The organism is Photobacterium makurazakiensis (assembly GCF_050336715.1).
GTDB classification, from domain to species: domain Bacteria; phylum Pseudomonadota; class Gammaproteobacteria; order Enterobacterales; family Vibrionaceae; genus Photobacterium; species Photobacterium makurazakiensis.
This window is the reverse complement of the sequence record NZ_JAKJSJ010000038.1, coordinates 19,911-41,720: the sequence shown is the minus strand read 5'-3', so window position 1 is coordinate 41,720 and position 21,810 is coordinate 19,911. Positions and strand designations below refer to the sequence as shown.

The 21,810-nt window shown below is 42.3% G+C and carries 22 protein-coding genes; 12 read left to right on the top strand and 10 right to left on the bottom strand.

All coding sequences use genetic code 11. From position 1 onward, the window contains the following. Positions 1 to 102: 102 nt before the first annotated feature. A complete protein-coding gene (locus tag L4D09_RS17365; RefSeq protein ID WP_428458776.1) occupies positions 103 to 1,293 on the top strand; it encodes a cystathionine beta-lyase in 1,191 nt (396 codons plus the stop codon). A gap of 57 nt (positions 1,294 to 1,350) precedes the next feature. Here L4D09_RS17365 and L4D09_RS17360 read toward each other — a convergent pair whose 3' ends face one another. Further along, complete coding sequence (locus L4D09_RS17360; protein WP_428458775.1) at positions 1,351 to 2,001, bottom strand: HD domain-containing protein; 651 nt, start codon at positions 1,999 to 2,001, stop codon at positions 1,351 to 1,353. A gap of 65 nt (positions 2,002 to 2,066) precedes the next feature. Between L4D09_RS17360 and L4D09_RS17355 the strand changes: the two genes are divergently transcribed. Then, positions 2,067 to 2,396, top strand: a complete 330-nt coding sequence (locus L4D09_RS17355; RefSeq protein WP_428458774.1) for a hypothetical protein — start codon at positions 2,067 to 2,069, stop codon at positions 2,394 to 2,396. 145 nt (positions 2,397 to 2,541) lie between these two features. Here L4D09_RS17355 and L4D09_RS17350 read toward each other — a convergent pair whose 3' ends face one another. After that, positions 2,542 to 2,823, bottom strand: a complete 282-nt coding sequence (locus L4D09_RS17350; protein ID WP_428458773.1) for a hypothetical protein — start codon at positions 2,821 to 2,823, stop codon at positions 2,542 to 2,544. Between the two features lie 419 nt (positions 2,824 to 3,242). Between L4D09_RS17350 and L4D09_RS17345 the strand changes: the two genes are divergently transcribed. The 5 genes from L4D09_RS17345 to L4D09_RS17325 all read left to right on the top strand — a co-directional run bounded on the left by L4D09_RS17345 (position 3,243) and on the right by L4D09_RS17325 (position 7,849). After that, positions 3,243 to 3,827: a DNA-3-methyladenine glycosylase I gene (locus L4D09_RS17345; protein WP_428458772.1), complete on the top strand. Its 585-nt coding sequence runs from the start codon at positions 3,243 to 3,245 to the stop codon at positions 3,825 to 3,827. 231 nt (positions 3,828 to 4,058) lie between these two features. Beyond that, a complete protein-coding gene (locus tag L4D09_RS17340) occupies positions 4,059 to 4,982 on the top strand; it encodes a cation diffusion facilitator family transporter (protein WP_428458771.1) in 924 nt (307 codons plus the stop codon). A 240-nt stretch (positions 4,983 to 5,222) separates the two neighbouring features. Continuing rightward, positions 5,223 to 5,609, top strand: a complete 387-nt coding sequence (locus L4D09_RS17335) for a hypothetical protein (RefSeq protein ID WP_428458770.1) — start codon at positions 5,223 to 5,225, stop codon at positions 5,607 to 5,609. Between the two features lie 253 nt (positions 5,610 to 5,862). Next, positions 5,863 to 7,200: an N-succinylarginine dihydrolase gene (astB, locus tag L4D09_RS17330; RefSeq protein ID WP_428458769.1), complete on the top strand. Its 1,338-nt coding sequence runs from the start codon at positions 5,863 to 5,865 to the stop codon at positions 7,198 to 7,200. Positions 7,201 to 7,327: 127 nt separating this feature from the next. Then, positions 7,328 to 7,849: a DUF2058 domain-containing protein gene (locus L4D09_RS17325; protein WP_428458768.1), complete on the top strand. Its 522-nt coding sequence runs from the start codon at positions 7,328 to 7,330 to the stop codon at positions 7,847 to 7,849. A gap of 44 nt (positions 7,850 to 7,893) precedes the next feature. Here L4D09_RS17325 and L4D09_RS17320 read toward each other — a convergent pair whose 3' ends face one another. Next, complete coding sequence (locus tag L4D09_RS17320) at positions 7,894 to 8,865, bottom strand: LysR family transcriptional regulator (RefSeq protein WP_428458767.1); 972 nt, start codon at positions 8,863 to 8,865, stop codon at positions 7,894 to 7,896. 270 nt (positions 8,866 to 9,135) lie between these two features. Between L4D09_RS17320 and fabG the strand changes: the two genes are divergently transcribed. Next, positions 9,136 to 9,870: a 3-oxoacyl-ACP reductase FabG gene (fabG, locus tag L4D09_RS17315; RefSeq protein ID WP_428458800.1), complete on the top strand. Its 735-nt coding sequence runs from the start codon at positions 9,136 to 9,138 to the stop codon at positions 9,868 to 9,870. A gap of 617 nt (positions 9,871 to 10,487) precedes the next feature. Continuing rightward, entirely contained in the window at positions 10,488 to 11,984 is a 1,497-nt protein-coding gene (locus L4D09_RS17310) for an oligopeptide:H+ symporter (protein WP_428458766.1), read from the top strand. A gap of 576 nt (positions 11,985 to 12,560) precedes the next feature. Here the strand turns inward: L4D09_RS17310 and L4D09_RS17305 are convergent. The 6 genes from L4D09_RS17305 to rbsD form a co-directional block, all read right to left on the bottom strand. Continuing rightward, positions 12,561 to 13,565, bottom strand: a complete 1,005-nt coding sequence (locus tag L4D09_RS17305; protein ID WP_428458765.1) for a substrate-binding domain-containing protein — start codon at positions 13,563 to 13,565, stop codon at positions 12,561 to 12,563. Positions 13,566 to 13,612: 47 nt separating this feature from the next. Next, on the bottom strand, positions 13,613 to 14,533 hold the full coding sequence (gene rbsK / locus L4D09_RS17300) for a ribokinase (protein ID WP_428458764.1): 921 nt from the start codon (positions 14,531 to 14,533) through the stop codon (positions 13,613 to 13,615). 155 nt (positions 14,534 to 14,688) lie between these two features. Beyond that, positions 14,689 to 15,567: a ribose ABC transporter substrate-binding protein RbsB gene (rbsB, locus tag L4D09_RS17295; RefSeq protein WP_428458763.1), complete on the bottom strand. Its 879-nt coding sequence runs from the start codon at positions 15,565 to 15,567 to the stop codon at positions 14,689 to 14,691. A gap of 87 nt (positions 15,568 to 15,654) precedes the next feature. Further along, on the bottom strand, positions 15,655 to 16,635 hold the full coding sequence (rbsC, locus tag L4D09_RS17290; RefSeq protein ID WP_428458762.1) for a ribose ABC transporter permease: 981 nt from the start codon (positions 16,633 to 16,635) through the stop codon (positions 15,655 to 15,657). Then, on the bottom strand, positions 16,632 to 18,137 hold the full coding sequence (gene rbsA / locus L4D09_RS17285; protein WP_428458761.1) for a ribose ABC transporter ATP-binding protein RbsA: 1,506 nt from the start codon (positions 18,135 to 18,137) through the stop codon (positions 16,632 to 16,634). The genes rbsC and rbsA overlap by 4 nt, the downstream gene beginning before the upstream one ends. Positions 18,138 to 18,171: 34 nt before the next feature. Next, positions 18,172 to 18,591 (bottom strand): D-ribose pyranase, encoded by a 420-nt coding sequence (gene rbsD, locus L4D09_RS17280; RefSeq protein ID WP_428458760.1) that lies wholly within the window; start codon positions 18,589 to 18,591, stop codon positions 18,172 to 18,174. A 392-nt stretch (positions 18,592 to 18,983) separates the two neighbouring features. Between rbsD and L4D09_RS17275 the strand changes: the two genes are divergently transcribed. Continuing rightward, positions 18,984 to 19,232 carry a hypothetical protein gene (locus L4D09_RS17275; RefSeq protein ID WP_428458759.1) on the top strand — a complete coding sequence of 83 codons (249 nt, stop codon included), beginning with the start codon at positions 18,984 to 18,986 and terminating at the stop codon, positions 19,230 to 19,232. 8 nt (positions 19,233 to 19,240) lie between these two features. Here the strand turns inward: L4D09_RS17275 and L4D09_RS17270 are convergent, their stop codons facing one another. After that, a complete protein-coding gene (locus L4D09_RS17270; protein ID WP_428458758.1) occupies positions 19,241 to 20,029 on the bottom strand; it encodes a TOBE domain-containing protein in 789 nt (262 codons plus the stop codon). Between the two features lie 143 nt (positions 20,030 to 20,172). On the opposite strand from L4D09_RS17270, the gene L4D09_RS17265 reads away from it, so the two are divergent. Both L4D09_RS17265 and L4D09_RS17260 read left to right on the top strand, forming a co-directional pair. After that, a complete protein-coding gene (locus L4D09_RS17265; RefSeq protein WP_428458757.1) occupies positions 20,173 to 20,538 on the top strand; it encodes a DsrE/DsrF/TusD sulfur relay family protein in 366 nt (121 codons plus the stop codon). Positions 20,539 to 20,815: 277 nt separating this feature from the next. Beyond that, positions 20,816 to 21,757, top strand: coding sequence for a DMT family transporter (locus tag L4D09_RS17260; RefSeq protein WP_428458756.1), 942 nt, complete (start codon positions 20,816 to 20,818; stop codon positions 21,755 to 21,757). The last annotated feature ends 53 nt before the right edge of the window (positions 21,758 to 21,810 follow it).

The following is a 21,810-nucleotide window of genomic DNA, read 5'->3' as shown; positions in this document are numbered from 1 at the left end:
GTTTTGAATAACTGTGTTAACGTCTAAGAAAACCAACCAAATCTAACAGACGTGCTTTTCTTATCGATCAGCACGTTAGTTCAAAAGGATGTTAGGACGAGCATGGGCAAGAAAGCACTAGATACTAAAATAGTCACCGCAGGTCGTGGAAAAAAATGGACTCAATCATTGGTTAACCCGCCAGTGAGTAGGGCGTCTACCATTGTATTTGATTCGGTTGAAGAGATGAAACACGCCACCGCCAATCGTGCCAACAAGGCACTATTTTATGGGCGTCGTGGTACCAATACACATTTTGCATTCCAAGACGCCATGGTTGAGCTAGAAGGCGGTGTGGGCTGTGCATTGTATCCTTGTGGTACGGCAGCTATTAGCAATGCGATTTTGTCATTTGTTAAAACAGGCGACCACGTCTTAATGGTAGACGCAGCTTATGAGCCAACCCGTGACTTTTGTGACAAAATCCTTGTTAATATGGGCGTTGAAACTACCTATTATGATCCAATGATCGGTGAAGGTATTCGCGATCTTATTCGTCCAAATACAACCGTACTGTTTTTAGAGTCACCATGCTCAATTACCATGGAAGTACAAGACGTTCCGACGTTATCTCGTATTGCCCATGAGCACGATCTTGTGGTGATGCTAGATAATACTTGGGCTTCCCCGGTTAATTTCCAACCTTTTGAGCACGGCGTTGATATCTCTATTCAAGCCGCGACGAAATATATCGTAGGCCACTCTGATGTCATGCTTGGTACAGCCGTTGCCAATGAACGCTGCTGGGATCAGCTGCGTGAAAACAGCTACCTTATGGGGCAATGTACGTCGCCAGATGATATTTTCCTTGCGATGCGTGGTCTTCGCACGTTAGGTGTTCGTCTGAAACAGCATGAAAAAAATAGTCTAAAAGTAGCTGAATGGTTAATGGGTCGAGAAGAAGTCGATCATGTTCGCCACCCTGCGTTTGAAACGTGCGAAGGACATGAATTCTATAAACGTGATTTTAAAGGGTGTAATGGTTTATTTTCAGTTGTTTTAAATTGCGGAAATACCGAAGCACTAACAGCGTTACTTGACGGTATGGAGCATTTCAGCATGGGGTATTCATGGGGCGGCTTTGAAAGCTTGATCCTTGCGAATGAAAATATTAACTCAATACGAACAGCGAAAAAGAAAGATTTTGCTGGGCCCTTGCTCCGTTTGCATATTGGGTTAGAAGATACCGATGATTTGATCCGTGACTTAGAACAAGGCTTTGCCCGCTTTAATGCAGTGCTTGCCAGTAGTTAGAGATAGTCAGGGCAATCAATAATGGTTGCCCTTTTTTATAACTAACAATGGCTACGCTTAGTTCACTTCACCTATTTCATGCCCTAGTTGACTCAAGAACCCTTTCATATACTCGGTACGTTGACGAGCCTCTTGCTTTGCCGCTTCTGTATTCATGGTTTTCTCTAGTTGAAATAATTTGATATAGAAGTGATCGAGGCAAAATGCTTTGTCATTACGCTCCCGAGAATGACCAAAAGGGTCGTCTGTGCTGTATAGCGCGGAGTTAAAACTGGTGCTGACTTGAATACAGCGCGCAATGCCAATAGCACCTAAAGCATCTATACGGTCGGCATCTTGAACTATGGCGGCTTCGAGGGTACGTACCGGAATATTTGCGCTGAAGCTGTGGGCTTCAATGGCGTGGGCAATACCAGCATAGTATTGCTCCGGATAATCGATTGATGAAAGAAATGCCAATGCTTTTTCTGCCGCGAGCGAAGACGCTTTATGCCGGTTTGGGTGGTTCTTAGCCAGTGTGACGCAATCATGCAACCATGCTGCCGGAATGATAACTGCTAATTCTGCTTTTTCATGACGAGCGAACTGCTTAGCGGCGGTAACAACCCGCTTGATATGTGAGAGGTCATGAGCTGGATCGGTAATAGACAGTTTAGTGATAAACGTCTGTAGTTGGTTTTCTAATTGAGATAATACTAACTCTGTCATCATTTGCTTCGTATGAAATCACGTCATTGACTATTCTTTAGGTAAACAATACTAAAGGGTATACGATGAGAAAGACATGGTATTGGGCTGGAATGATTATTTTTCCTATAGCTTTAACGGGCTGTACAAGTAGTGATATTGAAAATTATCAGCTATTTCCTGACGAATACGTCAGCGATGTTAAATATGACAGTATCTATCATTATGGTTATAACCAAGGTTGCGAGAGTGCTTTAAACCTTCTGGGTCTTGCGGATATGGATTATCGTAAAGACGATACATTAGATATGAGCGATACACGCTTTAATGAAGGGTGGGATGCGGGCAATCAAGCTTGTACATCTGAACGAACGATTATGCCAACCTCGAAAATACTCGCATCACAACAAAATTGAAGTATCGTTGAACTAGCATTGTTTACCTATAAAAAAACAGACCCTGAGGTCTGTTTTTGTTTGGCAAATTTGAATGCTGATAAAAAATAACCTAGCCTAGATTGTTTCTTAATCGTTCTTGTTAGCGTTCTATATTTGCTGCAATTTACGCATTTGGTTTAGTCAGAGAATGTACTTTTCCATCCTGAAATGAAACAGGTACAACGGCGTGAACTTCAGGTAGCAAGAGAAAAGCATCATCTTGGCTACTGTCCATTTCAACAACAACTTGAAGATAATCACCGAGCGCTTTTTTAAGGCTTGGTGTACGAACTTTCTTACCTTGTTTGCCAAACTGACTATATTGACCTTTACTGGAGTAAACCCAAACCTTGAACGGGTCGCCTCCATTTTCTAATTGCTCGATAAAATCGGCTATGTGTCTCATAAAAGTCCTTTTATGTAAAATCAATATCTTTGTATTGATTAATCCATTATGGAAGGAAGACGATAATTTTCAATTTGAATCACCGTTCCCTCTGTTAGTAATGTGACATGTGTTGCAAAAACTTGCAATTTAAAGACGAAAATTTGCCTAAAAAAGTAGGCAAAGGAAAAGTAGCGTTCGTTATCAATTCCATTTGTACAAACGACTCATAATAGCGTTAACAGCACACTAATTTGTCTGAGGAATAAATTCAAGTATAGGTACGTGTTAAGAGTATATTATGAGAGGCTGATCGTGAAATTTCATTATATAATTCCATGATTTAGGGTGATTCCATTATAAAGCTTCAATATGAATGAGGTTGCTATGTGTTGTGGTTGCTATTGGGTGCCCATAATATTAAATAAAGGGTGAAATAGATGGAAAAGAGTGAATGCGCGTGGGCGATGAAGAAGCCGCTAGAGCGTGAATATCATGACCGTGAGTGGGGGCGAGTACAGAAATCGGATGTCTACCTATTTGAGTTCTTAACACTTGAAGGCGCGCAAGCGGGGTTAAGTTGGTACACCATTCTAAAGCGACGTGAGGCATATCGAATGGCATTTGATCATTATGATTTAGATATGCTTGCTGCTCGAGATGACAATTATGCTGATGAAGTGATTAGCGGGTACGACGTAGTTAAACACCGCGGTAAGATCTGTTCCGTATTCAACAATGCTCGGGCAGCGAAGCAGCTTATTGAGGAGCATGGTAGCTTGGAGAGGGCACTCTGGCAGTTTGTTGACCACCAAGTTGTGATCAATCATTGGCACTCACCGGATGAAATACCGACATCAACCGAGGCTTCTAAAGCGATGAGTCAATTTCTAAAGAAAAAAGGTTTCAAATTTGTTGGTGAAACTATTTGTTATGCTTTCATGCAAGCGGTTGGTATGGTGAATGATCACCTTGTGTCGTGTCCATGTCATCAAGCTGTCTTATGTAATGGTGATAATACTTAACCGCTCTTAAGTGTGTGTGCCTTCTTGACGATGATTCCAGTTTGATGGGTATTTCCGATTGCAGTAATTGATTAAAGTCGCTGGTTTGATAGCCGTTGGACGCGTATTATTTCAACTGTAACGAGCTGCCTTTATATGCTGTAACTTGCTCTTAGAGGTAACCTCTCGATGGTTTTAGCTTTACTATGCGTTTCAACGCTTAGTGCTATGTAGTGGATTTAAATAGAAAACATGACAGAAACACCAGTAAAAGTTATACAAAAAGCGACATGGGTTGGGTCAATCGCCAACGTGGCCTTGGCCATTGTGAAAATAACAGTCGGTAAATTTACAGGCAGTCAGGCGTTGGTCGCTGATGGTGTCCATAGTTTTTCCGATCTAGTTACCGATACGGCTATTTTGATTGGCTCTCGCTACTGGACGGCACCAGCCGATAAAGGCCACCCATATGGTCATGGTCGCTTTGAAACCCTGACTAATATTTTTATCGGGGTAATATTAGCGCTGGTGGGGATCGGCATTGGTTGGGATTCAATCAGTCAAATTGGTCATGAAACCACAACACAGCCAGGTATGCTTGCATTTTGGGCCGCGATAGCTTCTATTGTAGTGAAAGAAGTCTTGTATCGTTGGACGGTGATTCAGGCGAAAAAAATTAATAGCCGCTCCCTTCATGCTAACGCATGGCATCATCGTTCAGATGCTTTAAGTTCATTACCCGTTGCGATTGCGGTTATTGCTAACTATTTTGTACCTGATCTGCACTACCTTGATCAAATAGCCGCTTTATTGGTGACAGCAATGATCTTAAAGGCAGCCTTTGAAATACTATGGCCTGCTATTTTAGAGCTGACAGAAGCAGAAGCAGACACAGATGTAGAAACTCAAATATTGCAATACGCAAACGACATGCCACTCATCAGAGAAGTGCATGCTATTCGTAGTCGTCGGACAGGCAGTACGGTTTTACTCGACTTTCACCTCTTGGTTGACCCTGAGATGAGCGTTGATGAGGCCCATACCATCAGTGAAAATTTCAAGGCGCATATTTTGGCTCAAATTGATGAGGTTGTTGATGTGATCATTCACATTGAACCTTACACTTGCGCTGAGCGGGTCGTTAACCCTTGTTGTGAAGATAAAAGCTGTGACTAAATAAAATTACGCAAACAAAGAGAGGAGTAGTAGCTAAGCTATCACTCCTCTTTTTTTATGGTACTTTTTTGTGAATGTCTCAATCATGAGATAGCTGAAGCCAGTCCCTTTTAACTATCTTCAATTAATCAGATATACATTGAACTGCTTGCTATCGAAGTCAGGAAACTGAGAATATCTTCTTTCTGTGATGGCATTGAATACGTACCTTGAGCCATTGTGGGTACAAAGGAGAGAGCCATGCCTTTAGTTAGAATTAAATCACTGCCATTTGCGCAAGAAGTCCACATTCCAACTGTACTTAATGTGCTATCAAAAGTGATCTCTGAATCCAGTGATATTGAGCTTAATCATGTGATGGCGACATGGGATTATCTAACACCACATCATTATGCGCACAATGGCCATGTAGTCGATTGCCAACCAGCAAACTCACACCCTTTGCTTGTTCATCTTGTTGCACCAAATTTTAATACGGAAGATCAAATTGCTCATATGCTTGAACTCATCGCTGACACCATTGCAAAGCAATTGCCTATAGCAAAAAGTAATATCTTCATCAATTACTCACCAGCATACAGCGACGGTGTATATGATGAAGGGCATGTTGTTGAGTGGGATATGTAGCCTCTGGCCAAGCGATAAGCCGATCAACAACACAAAATTAAAATTAGCCAACGTTCTTTTCGTTGGTTTTTTGTTGGTTATGGATGAGTAATTATGTGCAGTACTATGGCCTAATCGAGTAGAGATGAATAATCATGCGACCAAGAGTAATTTATATCTTGATATTCGCTTAGAATAGTCAGATGTGTTGCGCTTGTTGTTTTTGTAAAGACTTTGTTATTGTTTGTCGGTGGTAATTAAACATGGAATGTCTATGAAAGCATATGAAGCAAACTTTGATGGCTTAGTTGGACCGACGCATAATTATAGCGGGCTATCATTTGGTAATGTCGCCTCAGAAAAAAATCAAGCTGATCCTTCAAATCCCAAGCTCGCTGCCAAGCAGGGTTTAGCGAAAATGAAGGCGTTATCCGATATGGGGCTTGTGCAAGGTGTGTTAGCCCCGCAAGAGCGTCCCGATATTGCCACGTTACGACAATTAGGCTTCACAGGCAGTGATCAAACGGTTATTACGGCTGCAGCTAAACAAGCCCCGAAAGTGTTAGCGGCATGTTGCTCTGCATCAAGTATGTGGACCGCCAATGCAGCCACAGTCTCTCCCTCTGCGGATACTGCTGATAAAAAAGTGCATTTTACGCCAGCGAATTTAACCAATAAATTTCATCGTTCGATTGAACATGAAGTGACGGGACGTATTCTACAAGCCACGTTTGCCGATACTAACCATTTTGTCCACCATCAAGCATTACCCAGCGTTGAACATTTTGGTGATGAAGGTGCTGCTAATCATACCCGCTTCTGCCACGAGTATAGCGACCAAGGCGTCGAGTTTTTTGTTTTTGGCCGACATGCTTTTGATAGTCGTTTACCTGCACCAAGTAAATACCCTGCGCGCCATACCTATGAAGCCTGTGAGGCCGTGGCTCGATTGCATCAGCTAGATAAGGATAAGCTGGTGATTGCACAACAAAACCCTGCAGTTATCGATCAGGGCGTTTTTCACAATGATGTGATTGCCGTTGGTAATAAGAATATCTTATTTTGTCATGAGCAAGCTTTCTTAAACCAGCATGCCGTTTATGATGAATTGTCGCTCAAAATGGGAGGCGGCTTTAAGGTTATTGAAGTGCCGAGCAGTGCCGTGTCTGTCGATGATGCAATAACCAGCTACTTATTTAATTCACAATTGTTAGCCATGCCTAATGGAGAGCATGTGCTGGTGTTGCCGGATGAATGTCGAGATAACCCACGTGTCTGGGCCTATATCGAGCAACTGTTAGCCAATAAGCAAGGAATAGACAGCGTTAAGGTTTTTGATTTAAAGCAGAGCATGGCGAACGGCGGTGGGCCAGCGTGTTTACGTTTACGTGTTGTACTAACAGAAGCCGAACATGCGGCAGTTAATCCAAAAACGTTAATGTCAGACACTTTGTTTAAACAGCTGAATAACTGGGTTGAGAGCCATTACCGTGATCGTATGGCTGAAGCCGATTTAGCTGATCCGGCATTGCTAACAGAATCAAGAACAGCACTAGATGAGCTGACACAAATTCTATCTTTAGGTGCGGTATACCCATTTCAGCGAGTTTAAAGTGATAAATATGAAGATAACGCCGTTAAATTATTGAAGAAGTCCGTGATTACTTTCGATGCGGGCGTGGAATTTGGTATAATTTTGTCAACTGATTTTACCGAACTGTGCCCGTGACGGAGACAACATGGCGAAGCTATCACTACAAGAGCAGATGCTAAAAGCTGGTCTTATTGATAAAAAGAAACTGAAAAAAGCGGGGAAGTCATCTAAAAAATCCCGTACTTTAAGAAAAGAAGCGCAAGCCGCTGTTGAAGAGAATAAAGCAGCACAGCTTGCCCAAGATCAAGAGTTAAATCGCCAAAAGCAAGCTGAAGCTGATAAAAAAGCAATTGCTTCTCAGGTTAAGCAATTGATTGAAATGAACAAGATTGACACCAAAGATGGTGATATTGGCTACAACTTTACTGATGGAACGCTAGTGAAGAAGCTGTATGTTAATAAGCAAACTCAGGATCAACTAGTCAGTGGTCGACTAGCGATTGTACGTCTCCTTGAAGGGTACGCGGTTGTTCCGGGTGTGGTGGCCGATAAAATTAGCCAGCGTGATGAAGAAAGCATTGTCGTTAATAATACGGTTTCTGCTGAAGAAATTGATGAAGACGACCCGTATGCAGAATTCCAGATCCCTGATGATCTAATGTGGTAAGTCATCGACCATATACAAAAAGCCGAAGCCTAGCTTCGGCTTTTTTATTTATCGGGCACTGTTGATTCACAGGTGAATGGTCTATTTGCACGGCATTCTCTTTTTAGCTGCTTAGCATGTTCAATCTCAGGCACGCGTGATATCAGGTAGTCTTTGAAGTTAACACATCGCGCGGGCATGTATTTTCGAGGCTTAAAATACAGGTTTAACTCAAACTCACTGCTGATGTAGTTTTCAAGTACAGGCACGAGTGTTCCTTTTCGAATTTCATTGGCGATCAAGCTTATGGGCAAATAAGCAATGCCACCGCCAGCTATCGCGATATTTTTGAGTATTTCACTATCATCAGCCTCTACCGTTTGCGCGATTTCCACAGAGCTATGTTCACCATTGAGCTCAAAAATCCACCGATTCCCTCCCACTAATGTTGTGGCGTAAAGGCATAAATGATTTTTAAGATCGTCAGGAACCAGGGGTTTACTGTAATCTTGAATATAGCTAGGTGAGCAGCAGGCCATTAATGGTTCTTTTAGCAAAGGGCGCTTCACCAGCAAGCTGTCTTTGTCTTGAAAGCCGCGGTATGTCGCATTTGCCCTGATGGAAAAATCGACATCATGGACATGATCAACTTCAAAAGCGGTTTCAAGTACTACGAAATTAATGGATGGGTGGAGCTGAATATACTCACCAATAATTTGGCTTAAATAGTGCTTAGCAAACAACGGGGTACTGGCTATTTTGATCGTACCCTTATCTTCACTGCTCATGTTTTGGATTTCATTGAATGTATCATCAATTTGAGCATGGATAAGACTGAATTGCTCAAATAGACGCCTGCCAGCTTGGGTTGGAGTAATTTTGCGGGTGGTACGTTTAAGTAAACTAACTCCCATATTTTCTTCTAGCTCATTAAGCCAGCGGCTAGCAGCTGAAGCTGACATATTGTTTTGCTTCGCGGCTTCACTGATTGAGCCGGTACGTACAACATGCAGAAAGAAGACGACCTTGTCTAACATTATCTACCCTGATTAAACCATTACCCTTTCCCAGTTATAGCAAACAAAGTCATTGATATCCAAGAAAGAAAAATCACAGTAATAGAGCATGATCATTCTGCAAAGGTGATTTGCATCAATGTTGGTAATCATCTTGCATGATTATTCTAAACTAGGGAGTTATAACGTGAGTAATGATGGCGAGTGTGACCCGCACTAATATCGAAGTTCACGCCAGTACCATCTTTGAAGCTCTGTATTTTTGGTATTTATATTTAAGGGGAAAGAATGATGCTAAATAATAAGGTTTGTATCGTGACTGGAGGTGCTCAGGGAATTGGGCGCTGTATTGTAGAAACCTTTGCAAATCGCGATGCGCTACAAGTCTACGCTTGTGATATGAATGCTGCCGCGATGGCCGATCTTGAGACAAAGTATCCTAATGTTACCGCAATTGAATTGAATGTTTGTGATCGAGCCTCAATTGCTGCTTTTGTTGAGCGAGTAAAAGCCGACTTTGGCAAAATTGATGTGTTGGTAAATAACGCTGGAGTAACACGCGATAATTTGATTGAAAAAATGACTGAAGAAGACTGGGACTTTGTTTCAGATGTTAATCTCAAAGGTGTCTTTAATATGACTCAAGCGGTTGCACCAGTCATGGTTGAAAGCGGCTCGGGCTCAATTGTTACAATGTCATCGGTGGTAGGGACAGATGGTAACATCGGGCAGAGTAACTATGCCGCAACTAAAGGCGGTGTGATTGCTATGACTAAAGGGTGGGCGAAAGAGTTCTCACGTAAAGGTGCCCAAGTGCGTGCTAACTGTATTGCCCCAGGTTTTGTTGAAACCCCAATGACAGTTGATTTACCAGAAAAAGTGTTGAGCTATATGCGCACGAAAACCCCACTAGGCCGTATGGGGAAACCAGAAGATATTGCCAATGGCGTACTGTTTCTTGCCAGTGACAATGCTTCATTCATTACAGGGCAAACACTTAAAATTGATGGGGGATTAGTGATTTAAGCCAACCCAGTTTGGTATAAACCCAAGTAAGCATGCTAACTCCCTTCCTTCGGTGGTAAAGGCCACCTTGGGGAGGGAGAATGTCGCGTATACTTCCAACGTTCATTCTACTTCGCAGTCATCAACTTTCCGAAAAATGTGTCCACCTATCATTATTCAGGCTATATAGATCTATTTGAATATATGTCAAAACTATCCCCCTAGTCGTCTTATTTCTTTAAGTGATTTTCGTTGAATATTTATTCTTTATAATTCATGGTGCTTTATAAGTTCTAATTAATATGGATAAATACAGTATTCGGTACTGTATTTAAAGATGTAATAAATATCGATAGAAGTGAGATCAATAATAATATCAAATCGATATATTACTTAAATGTAAATATTTAAGACGCGTGTCACTAATAGACGATGCGAACAACGATAACATATATGCCAAATATTGCTGCTATATAATATTCAAGGATGATTATGGATTTATTGTGAAGTGAAACAAAGCTTAGTTAAATTCATGCTTCTCTCTAATTATTGAATTTAAATCGAACAAATTCTGTGCGTCTTGGTTTTTCTCTTTTATGAGTTTCAGGCTTCTGTACCTGATTTTCGAGGATAGTTATATGTCAATTGCATTTTCCCGTCAGCCTTCCGCATTTAGGCTGATGTGCTTTATTATATTACCCGCTATGTTATCTATGTATGGCTTAGTTGCCATTGTCACTGTGTTTATGGTTAATGAATTAGGCATGTCAGAAAGTGATGCGTTTTTAATTAACGGGGCGGCCTCTGCTTTTTCTACCATAATTTATGCATTGGGTGGATATTTAGCGGATAAAATACTCGGTGTTAAGCGTTCACTTATAATGGGTAATATTGGCATTATTATCTCATTGTTTTTACTTAGTTACGCCGCTGCTATTGGTAGCGTCTCATTGGCAATGATTGGTTTAGCTGGTGGTGGGGTAAGTAGGGCATTAGCCAATAACTGTCCTTCAAATATTATTTCAAAAGCCTATAAAAGCGATGATGTTAGGGTAGATAGTGCATTTACAGTCTATTATATGATGATAAATGTGGGTTCATGTATCTCACTGGTTATTACCCCTATAATTGCTCACAAGTACTCTTATTCTGCTGGGTTTGCGATTGCCGGTCTTTGGAATATACTCACTATATTTATCTACCTATCAAAAAGAAGTTGGGTTGAAAATATTGGTGCAAAACCTGATTTCGAAAAAATTAATGTTAAAACTTATCTGTTGATCACTTTAGGACTGATTGGACTTACATTATTGGGTAGTTGGTTAATAACCAACTACAAGCTTATGCAAGTCTTATTAGTTATCGCACTTTCTGTCGCACTTTTTCTTTTTACTCTGTATTTACGGAAAGAAAATGCAGTTCAACAAAAAAAGATGATTGCGAGCTTAATCTTATTGGGATTCTCTGTGATATTTTTCATCCTATATAAACAAATGCCAACCTCGTTAACATTTTTTGCTATCCATAATACTCGCCATGAGTTTCTAGGTATTCCATTTGATCCGGTTTCAACACAAGCATTGAATCCATTCTGGATAATTATTCTCAGTCCTTTATTAGCGATTTTCTATGAAAAAAATAATGCCAAAGGCAATGGTGCATCGTTGCCTTTGAAGTTTGCAATGGGAATGTTCTTTTGTTCGCTGGCTTTTCTTAGCTTAGCCTATGGGGCTAGCTTTATGGCGGATGACACAGGGCGAGTATCTGCTTTTTGGCTTATTTTAACCCACTTATTCCAAGGGTTGGGGGAGCTACTGATCAGTGCGCTTGGCATATCTGTTCTAGCTCAATTAGTACCAAACCATATGATTGGTTTCACCTTGGGCTTCAGAACACTAACGCTGGGCATTTCATCCATTATTGCGGCTAATCTAGCGGTATACATTGCTGTTCCGGAGTCTTCAGACTCTGTTGAATCGCTTCAAACATTACCTGTGTATGCTAGTTACTTCTTTAAAATTGGGATTGGAGCGACTGTTATGGCGGTCATTATGCTATTAACCGCCAAAAAGCTGGATAACTTAATTAATGATAGGAATAACGCAGAGAAGGCCCAAACTGAAACAAGTCAGTAATGATCAACGGCTTCTTGACTAGGCCATCATTACCATTGTGTTGATTAACGAGTAAAAACGCTCTAATAAAGCCCCTTCTTAACAAGTCGGGGCTTTTTACGTTAGTTCTTTCACGCTATAGAGCAATTGTTTAGAAATGTGAGTTGAAAAAATTAGCCTCCCACTCATTGTTGGGTTTTAGGGACTGTAGCCGGAACCAATTCATGATGATGTTAAGCATGGTTATCCTTTAGCCTGAATAGTTGCAGGCATTGACACTTTGCATGATGGATGACAATTAGCCATTTATTGTGAATGACTATACAAAAAATATTCAGCGTACAAGTGTTCGCTGAGTTAAGCTTACAGTTGTACGCTGAGTTTCATTGCAGGTCAATTTCTAATTCTTGGATTGTCGATTTTCGACGGATTTTACATCGAAAATACGATCTAGCGCAGTTTAAGTTATGGCTGGTTGAGTTGATGATGCTGGGATGTATTTCTAATTGTAACAATGAGTTGGGAGGTGGTGGGTGATACGAAGAAGATTGATATTTAAGCCCAAGCAGTCGTTGGGCTTAAATTTAAAGCTGTGTATTAGACAAGAGGTTTAACGCTGTCACGCTCGATTAAGGTTGGTTCGAGTTGGATAATTTTATTGGTATCGCGTTTATTCTGAATTTTATCTAATAAAGTATCAACGGCTTGTTGACCTAAACGGTGTTTAGACTGATGAATAGTCGTTAATGATGGCGTGATATATTTAGCCAGTTTTATGTCGTCATAGCCAACAAGCGATAGATCTTCAGGAACAGAAATCCCTTTTTTATGGGCGGTATTAATCACACCCATTGCCATCATATCGTTACAGACAAAGAAAGCGGTCGGTAACTCTCCACGAGCGAAAACATCATTAAAGGCGATTTCGCCGCCCTCACATTCAAAGTTGCCAGAAGCAATCCACTGTTTGTTGATTTCTAAGCCAGCTTCTTCCATTGCTTGGATAAAGCCAGAAAGTCGCTGTTGAGCTGGCAACTTGTCCAGCGGACCTGTTAAACAGCCAATTTGTTTATGGCCTTGTTCGATAAGGTGACGGGTTGCTAGATAGCCACCATGATGGGAGTTATCTTGGATCTTATCACTCGGGAAGTCGATTGGCCCCCAATCCATGACCACAGTTGGCACTGGCTGGTGGCGGGTGAATAAGTCAAAAGCTTTGCCTTCTACTTCGCTGCACATGAGTAGTAGCCCATCAACACGCTTTTGCAGCAATGTATCTAGGTTAGAGTGCATACGTTCAAGATCGCCTTCGGTGTTACACAGGATCAGGTTATAACCTTGCTGGTAGCAGCGACGTTCAACCCCTTTTACCACTTCACCAAAAAACGGATTGGTTGAGGTGGTGACCAACATACCGAAAGTACGGGTATGGTTAACTTTCAAGCTACGTGCTAAGGCAGAAGGGGCGTAGTTAAGCTCGTCAACGGCAGCAAGGACGCGAGTCGAGATGTCTTCACTGACAAAGCGGGTTTTGTTGAGGACATGGCTAACAGTTGAGGTTGAAACCCCTGCATGCTTTGCTACATCTTTTATAGTCGCCATAAATTCTCCCTGAGCCGTACCCTTATGAAGGGTACGGCAGAATTTGCTTATTGGTGCTCAATAAGAAAGCGTTCCACTTCTCTACGGTGCGGAATTGAGGTTTGAGCACCCATTCGAGTAACAGAAATGGCAGCTGCAGCATGAGCAAAGCGAATGGCGTTATCCATAGCACGTCCTTCTTGAAGCCCCGTTAATAGAGCGCCATTGAAGGTGTCGCCAGCAGCCGTGGTATCTTTGGCATCCACACGGAAGCCAGGGATTTGCTGGCCTTTGCCGTTTTCACTGATCCAAACACCCTGGCTCCCCAAAGTGATCATAACCTGCTTAATGCCTTTGGCATGAAGCTTGTCAGCAGCCAGCTGTGCAGATGTAACATCATCCACTTTTACACCTGTCAGAAGCTCTGCTTCTGTTTCATTTGGCGTAATCATATCAACAAGTTGTAATAAGTCATCTGATAATGTTTGTGCAGGGGCAGGATTTAACACGACACGAGTACCAGCGAGCTTCGCTACTTTTGCGGCAGCTTCAATGGTTGCAAGCGGTGTTTCGAGTTGCATCAGCAAAGTATCAGCAGATTTTATCAGGTGGTGGTGCGGTGCTAAGCGCTCAGGACTAAGACAGCCATTAGCTTCGGCAGAAATCGCGATGCTATTTTCGCCAGTAGCTGCAACTTGGATCATCGCAATGCCAGTTGGCATGTTTTGCTCAATCATAACGCCTTCAATGTTCATGCCTTCTTTTTCAAAGTCATTACGAATGTTATGACCAAAGCTGTCATCGCCAACTGAGGCAATGAAAGCTATATCAGCGCCTAAACGGGCGGCAGCAACCGCTTGGTTTGCCCCTTTACCACCAGGGATCACACAGTAGCTATGGCCGTGCAGTGTTTCCCCTGGGCGAGGGAAAGAAGCAACTTGAAGAACATGATCGGCGTTCACACTGCCAAGAACGACTAATTTATTCATAGAGGGACCTTTCTCATTTATTTTGGCCAAAATGTATGGGTTAGCATGGTGATGAAGATACAAGTGCTAAGCGATAAATTTTGTTTGACTTGTTATGTTGAAATTTAAGCTTCTTGAATAACCAAGAAGCTTAAATTGGCAAAGTTCAGATAGGATTACTCTGAAACTACTTTTAGTGGCACAGGAATATTGGTTTCCACTTGCTCACCTTTTAGCATCTTGTCAGCAGTTTCTACGCCAAGTGAACCGATAAGATCTGGCTGCTGGGCGATTGTTGCACCTAAAATACCGCGTTTAACGGCAGCAATACCGTCGTCAGTACCGTCGAAGCCAACAATAAGTACGTCTTTACCTGATGCTTGAACAGCACGTAGTGCGCCAAGTGCCATTTCATCGTTCTGAGCAAATACAGCTTGAACATCTGGGTTTGCAGCCAGCATGTTCTCCATGACGTTTAGACCTTTAGTACGGTCAAAATCTGCAGGCTGGCTAGCCAATAGATCCATACCATGTGCGTCTACAGCGTTCATGAAGCCTTGGCCTCGTTCACGTGCTGCTGAAGTACCGGCAATACCTTCTAGTTGGATAACGCGGGCTTTCTCGCCTACTTTTTCCATGATGAATTTACCAGCCATTTCACCACCAGAAACGTTATCAGAAGCGATGTGGCTAACCACCTCACCACGGCTTGCGCCACGGTCTAGGGTTAGTACTGGGATGTTAGAACGGTTTGCGATGCGAATCGCATTTGAAACTGCATCAGAATCGGTTGGGTTGATTAGAATTGCTTTTACACCACGTACCGTAAGGTCTTCTACATTAGAAAGTTCTTTGCTTGGGTCATTCTGTGAATCAAGAACAATTAGGTTATAGCCAAGCTCTTGGGCTTTAGCCTCTGCACCTTCCTTCATGGTAACGAAGAATGGGTTGTTTAGAGTCGAAACCACCATTGCCATTGTGTCTTGCGCTGCAGCTGTCGAGCTGAATGACGCGGAAATAACAGCGGCAGAGATCAGGGTTGCTAACTTTTTCATTCTGTTTTCCTTTCTACATATGTCGGGTTAGTGTGCGGGCAGGGGGAACTACCCGCTTTGCTAGAAAATCTAGTGTCAGAGGTATATTTATTTTTTATTATCTACAAGGACTGCCAGCAGAATGACCACTGCTTTTGCAATCATTTGGTAGTATGAGGACACGTCTAGTAGGTTAAGTGCATTATTCAAGAAGCCGATAATCAAGGCACCAATTAGGGTACCCATAATACGACCTTTACCACCTGCTAGACTTGTGCCACCAAGGACAACGGCTGCAATCGCATCCAATTCATATCCCATGCCTGCAGTAGGCTGAGCTGATGAAAGACGAGAAGCGACGATAATGCCAGCAAGAGCGGCTAATAAACCGCAGATTGCGTAAACGCCAATCTTAACGCGATCAACATTGATACCTGATAGACGTGCCGCTGATTCGTTGCCGCCAACAGCATAGATGTAGCGACCAAAGCGAGTGTGGTTTAGTAGGTACCAAACAGCAGCAAACACAATAACCATCATCCAGATTGGTACTGGGATACCTAGAGCGTAACCTGTACCAAACCAAGCAAAGCTATCGGCAACATCGGTGAAACCTGTCGAAATAGGGCGGCCATCGGTGTAAACCATCGTCACACCACGTAGTAGTGTCATGGTCACTAGTGTTGCGATGAAAGCCTGTACTTTACCTTTAGCGATAATGATACCGCTAATAGCACCCAGTGCAGTACCAGCAACTAGGGCGGTCGGTACAGCAACCATTACAGGGACTTCAAGGCCAATCATGGTTGCGGCAAAAGCACCACACAAGGCAAGTACTGAGCCCACACTCAAGTCGATACCTGCAGTCAAAATAACCAATGTCATGCCTACAGCAATAATGGCATTAATTGATGTTTGACGAAGAATGTTCAGGATGTTATCGACGGTGAAAAAATTTGGATTCAGAAATGAAACCACCACGATTAATAAAATCAGAGCGATTAAAGACTTCTGTTCAATTAACCATTCTTTGCTAAATAGCTTAGTGCTACCTGAGTTTTGTTCTTTGGTGATGACGTTGCTGCTCATGCTGCTACCTCGTTGATTTGTTTACCCACAGCGCAGGCTAGGAGTTTTTCTTGGTCGGCGTCTTCGGCCATGAATTCACCGCTGATCTTGCCTTCATGCATAACCAGAATGCGGTCGCTCATGCCGAGTACTTCAGGCATTTCAGATGAAACAAGGATGATGCTCATTCCCTCTGCTTTAAATTGGTTAATAAGCTGATAGATTTCTTTCTTGGCACCGACATCGACACCACGGGTTGGCTCATCAAGGATCAGGACTTTCGGTTTGGTCATCAAGCCTTTGGCTATTGCCACTTTTTGTTGATTACCACCCGACAAGTTACCAATGATTTGGTCTCGAGTTGGTGTCTTGATGTTGAACAGGCGAATGAAGTCTTCAACCGCTGTTACTTCGTCGTAGTGCTTAAGCTGTATACCTGTCGATAGCTGCTCTAATGCACAAATAGACATGTTTTCTTTTACGGATAAGCCTAGTACAAGGCCATCGCCTTTACGGTCTTCAGAGATATAGGCAATGCCGTTCGCCAAACCATCTTGCGGGGTGAGCGGGTTAATGGTTTTACCATCTAACACAATATCGCCAGAATCACGAGACAGCGCACCGAAGATCACTTTCATTAGCTCGGTACGACCTGCGCCCATTAAGCCAGATACCCCTAAGATTTCACCTCTATCTAAGGTAAAGCTGACATCATTGACGCCATCACCACAGAGGTTTTTTACTTCAAGGCAAGTTGTACCGTGTTTGACGTCAATGCGTGGATATTGCTCCTCAAGACGACGACCAACCATCATTTCAATCAGACCGTCTTCATTGGTATCAGCAACTGCACGTTGGCCTATAAATTTGCCATCACGCAGCACCGTGATGTCGTCGCAAATTTCAAAAATTTCTTTTAGACGGTGTGAAATATAAACAATGCCACAGTTTTCATCGCGTAGCTCATTGATCACTTTGAATAGTGATTCGGTTTCTTTATCAGTCAAAGCATCAGTCGGTTCATCCATGATGATAACCTTAGATTTGAACGACAGAGCTTTGGCAATTTCAACCATCTGCTGTTCACCTAAACTCAGTTCACCAAGGAGTTGGCGAGAGCTGTGTTTAACGTTTAGGCGTTTTAATAGCGCATCGGCTTCGGCATACATGGCAGACCATTTGATTCCGCCAAAGGCATTGGTTTTCTCACGCCCAAGGAAAATGTTTTCTGCAATGGTTAGTTCAGGGATCAGGTTCAATTCTTGGTGAATAATACTGATACCCGCTTCTTGTGAATGACGAGGACCGTTAAAGTTAACAGTTTTGCCTTCATAGCGGATTTCGCCCGCATCCATGGCATAAATTCCTGTCAGGGATTTCATCAGGGTTGATTTTCCAGCCCCGTTTTCTCCCATCAAGGCCATTACCTTACCGGGATAGACATTTAGGCTAGCCTTATCCAGTGCTTTAACGCCTGGAAAGGCTTTTTCGATGTCTTTTAGTTCTAAAATTGGCTGTTTCATGTCAATTCCTTGCAACTAACTCAATGATGTGTGGTTAAAACACAACGCCGGCTTGGAAAATCACATTGGCATACGGGGTACACTCCCCGGTACGGATAACGGCTTTGCTGTTTTGGGTATGCACTTTGAATGCTTCGTGAGTCACGTAGGTAATGCTAATTGCTTTACCACACATTTCTTCTTCATCACGGATTAAGGTGATAAGCGCTTCATGGTGCTCTGGGCTGATTTGCTTGAACTCTTCTGCCATCACAACCCCTTCAATCTGCATTTCACCCAGCAACGCTTTTACCGTTTGGATAAAAGTTGGTACGCCCGGAATGAGTGCAAGGTCGATGCGTTGAGTGTCGTCTGGGATTGGTAGACCTGCATCGCACACAGTTACTTCATCAGTGTGGCCTAATGTGGCGACCAAATAAGACAGCTCAGAATTGATGAGTGCACTTTTTTTCATGCTTAAACCTTAGTTATTGATGGTGGTGATGCTTTAACGTTATAACCAGCCGTGGTTTATTTTTCCGTTCTCTTTTTTTGTCATCGAAACGATTACGCAAACGTTTCGATGGCTGTAAATGTAAAAGCAAACGTTTCGATGCGCACTAAGTATGGCTAATTTTTGTGATTCAGATCAGAAGATTTATGCTTCTAGTGAATACAATGTGAGCTGAAGGGCGTTGAAGGCCTGATCCACTGTCAGTTTTTGGTCAGGGAGCCTTTAAGGAGACGGAATATTTTGAAACAAACCATGATAAAAGCGTATTATCCCTTATGCGATTCGTTTTAGTACTTGTAGAATTCGCGGAAAATGCTTTTTCACGCTGTTATGTAATATTACATGGAAGGTCTATGAGTTTATCTTTGCTCGATTTTAAATTGCTATTTATTAGCCTAGCCCCGAGCTCAGTGGTAATGCTACTGTTTGCTCTCAACAGAAAAAAGATGTGGCTAGCAAGGTTGTCATTGGTCGGAATGGTTATCGCGGTAATTTTTTTAGCAGTATTCCAATATTTAGATTACAAGCACTTTGAAAATTGCTTGCTGCAAGGGGAAAGCTATAACAATTTCTACAGCAAATGCATCAAACGCTCTGATTAGCGTAATGACTAAGTCATTGTGGCAATAATCACCTGAGAATGTGGGAAGGCTGCATATACCTCCATACCAACAGTGAGGGGTGATTCAGTGTTGTCCGTATTTTCTACAAGTGCACAGATTTCATTTTCGGCACTGATTTTTAAAAATACCTCAGTGGAATGGCCATCTGATTTAATCGATGTCAGCGTGCCCTTCAGCTGGTTCAAAGCATCGTTTTTATTTGGTTGTTGAGTTGTTACGCTAATAGCCGGACCTTTGAATAAGGCAACAACATCTTTTCCTACATGAAGTTTTAATCGTACTGTACTGCCGTGAGTAATTGTGGCGTGTATGATTTCACCACTAGGCAATTCAATTTTAACAAGATCATGAAGGTCATGGTTTTCAATAGCAATAATACTGCCAAATAACTGGTTTCGCGCACTGGTTTGTAAAGAGAGCTTGCTCATTACACCGAGTAAGCTGTGAAGTGGTACATTATCGTCATTAAGGGCTTGCAGTCCCATGCTTTGAATGTGATCAAGCAAGTCATACATTTGTACTAAGCGCTTACCTTGGTGAGTTAATACCGCACCACCTCCACCTTTACCCCCTTTTTCACTGTCGATGATAGGGCTGTCAGCACGGTTGTTCATATCTTTAATGGCATCATAAGCCGCTTTATAACTAATACCCGCCGCTTTTGCGCCTTGGCTGATGGATCCTGTTGCTTCAATGGCTTTTAGCAGAGCGACCCTGCGAGGGTTAGCAAAAACTTTGCCATCTTGAGAGAGCGTGAGCAGGGCGTCAAAATCCATCAAATATGCTCCTATTAAGCGATGTGGTTCAGATCATGAATACACTTTCATAATTGTCGTAGAGTATACCTGATTTTTTTACAGGTTCGATGATTATACCCATCGTCGAATATTCCTGAGCATTCGATAGGATATTGATAAAAATGAACAAAAAACAAACACTGTTATTTATTTTGAATGATGCACCTTATGGTTCCGAGCGCTCTTTTAATGGCTTAAGACTAGCGATTAACCTCAATGAGCAAGAAGGCATAGAAGCGTCGGTTAAAATCTTCTTGATGTCTGATGCTGTCAGTTGTGCTTTGCCAAAACAGCACCCTGGTGAAGGATATGACATTCAGCAAATGCTCGAGATTTTATTAGCGCAAGGGGCTGAAGTTAAGCTATGTAAAACGTGCTGCAACGCCCGTGGCCTAGCTGACTTACCTTTGATTGAAGGGACGAAGATTGGCACGCTTGATGATCTCTCAATGTGGACATTATTTGCTGATAAGGTAGTCACTTTCTAATACATTAATTCTGCTGGGGATGCATTGAACTGACTTATTCTAGGTTGGTTTAACCATTCCCCTTACCAATCTATTTTGTTGATCTTACTCTAGAATTTACACCCTACGACATGGTTTTACGCTGACTTACTTTCCTATACATTTTTTTACACTTTTCCCCGTAAAGTAAAAATTCTTTCCAAGGATGAATAAACTTCTCATCAAGAGAAGGCATGTATAGGGCGTACTAAGAGGCAAGTGAATGCATCTTGGTGACATGAATACCTTAGGGTTGAAAATGAAAACTAAACAACTAGTGCCGATGCTATTTATTTCGGTATGTTTAATTTGGGGCACAACGTGGTTTGCGATGGAAGTTGCGGTGCAAACCATACCACCCATAATGGCAACAGGGCTGCGGTTCTTCATTGCGGCACCCGTTCTTGTGGCATTAGCATATTATTTTAAGCAGCCTTTAGTGTTTCCTAAAGGGAAGCAGCATTGGATGTTCGTGGTGGCGATATTCTATTTTGCGATTCCGTTTACCTTAATGATTTTTGGTGAGCAGTATATATCATCGGGTCTTGCTGCCGTCATTTTCGCCAATATGCCAATTGCTGTGTTAACTGTCTCGAGCATTTTTCTTGGATTAAACTTAGCAAAACACCAGTTGCTAGGGTTGCTGGTGGCTGTGATGAGCCTGAGTGTCATTTTGGTGAATGAAATGACAATAGGGGGATCGAGCTATGCCATTGGCATGAGTGCGTTAGCATTGGCGGTGATCATCCATGCCTTAATGTATGTGATGGTTCAAAAGTATTGTAAAGAGATACCGGTGCTTACATATAATGCGGTGCCCTGTTTTATTGCTTCAATTGTATTAGTGATCACTTCGATATTTTTCGAGCGGGCAAATGTTAATACGTTTTCTCTGGAATCCATTTGGGCGGTGGCGTTCCTTGGATTAATCGCCAGCGTGGGCGGTATTGTTGCTTACTTCAAGTTAAATCAAGTTTCGTCGCCATTTACCGCTTCGATCTGTTTTTTAATCTTCCCTATCGTCGCGTTGGTGATTTCTGCTGTCGTCAACAATAGCGCTGTTTCTTACCAATCAATGGCTTTATTGTTGCCGCTGTTTCTCGGTATTTTGTTGTCGAAAACAGATGTCGCATTTTGGCAGCGTTATGTCATGAGGAAGCCAAAGAAATGTGCGGCTTGTATGGCTGAAGAGTTGGCTTAACGAACCGTAAAATAAGCATAAGCGCCAAAAGGGTAGCGCTTATGCTTTATATA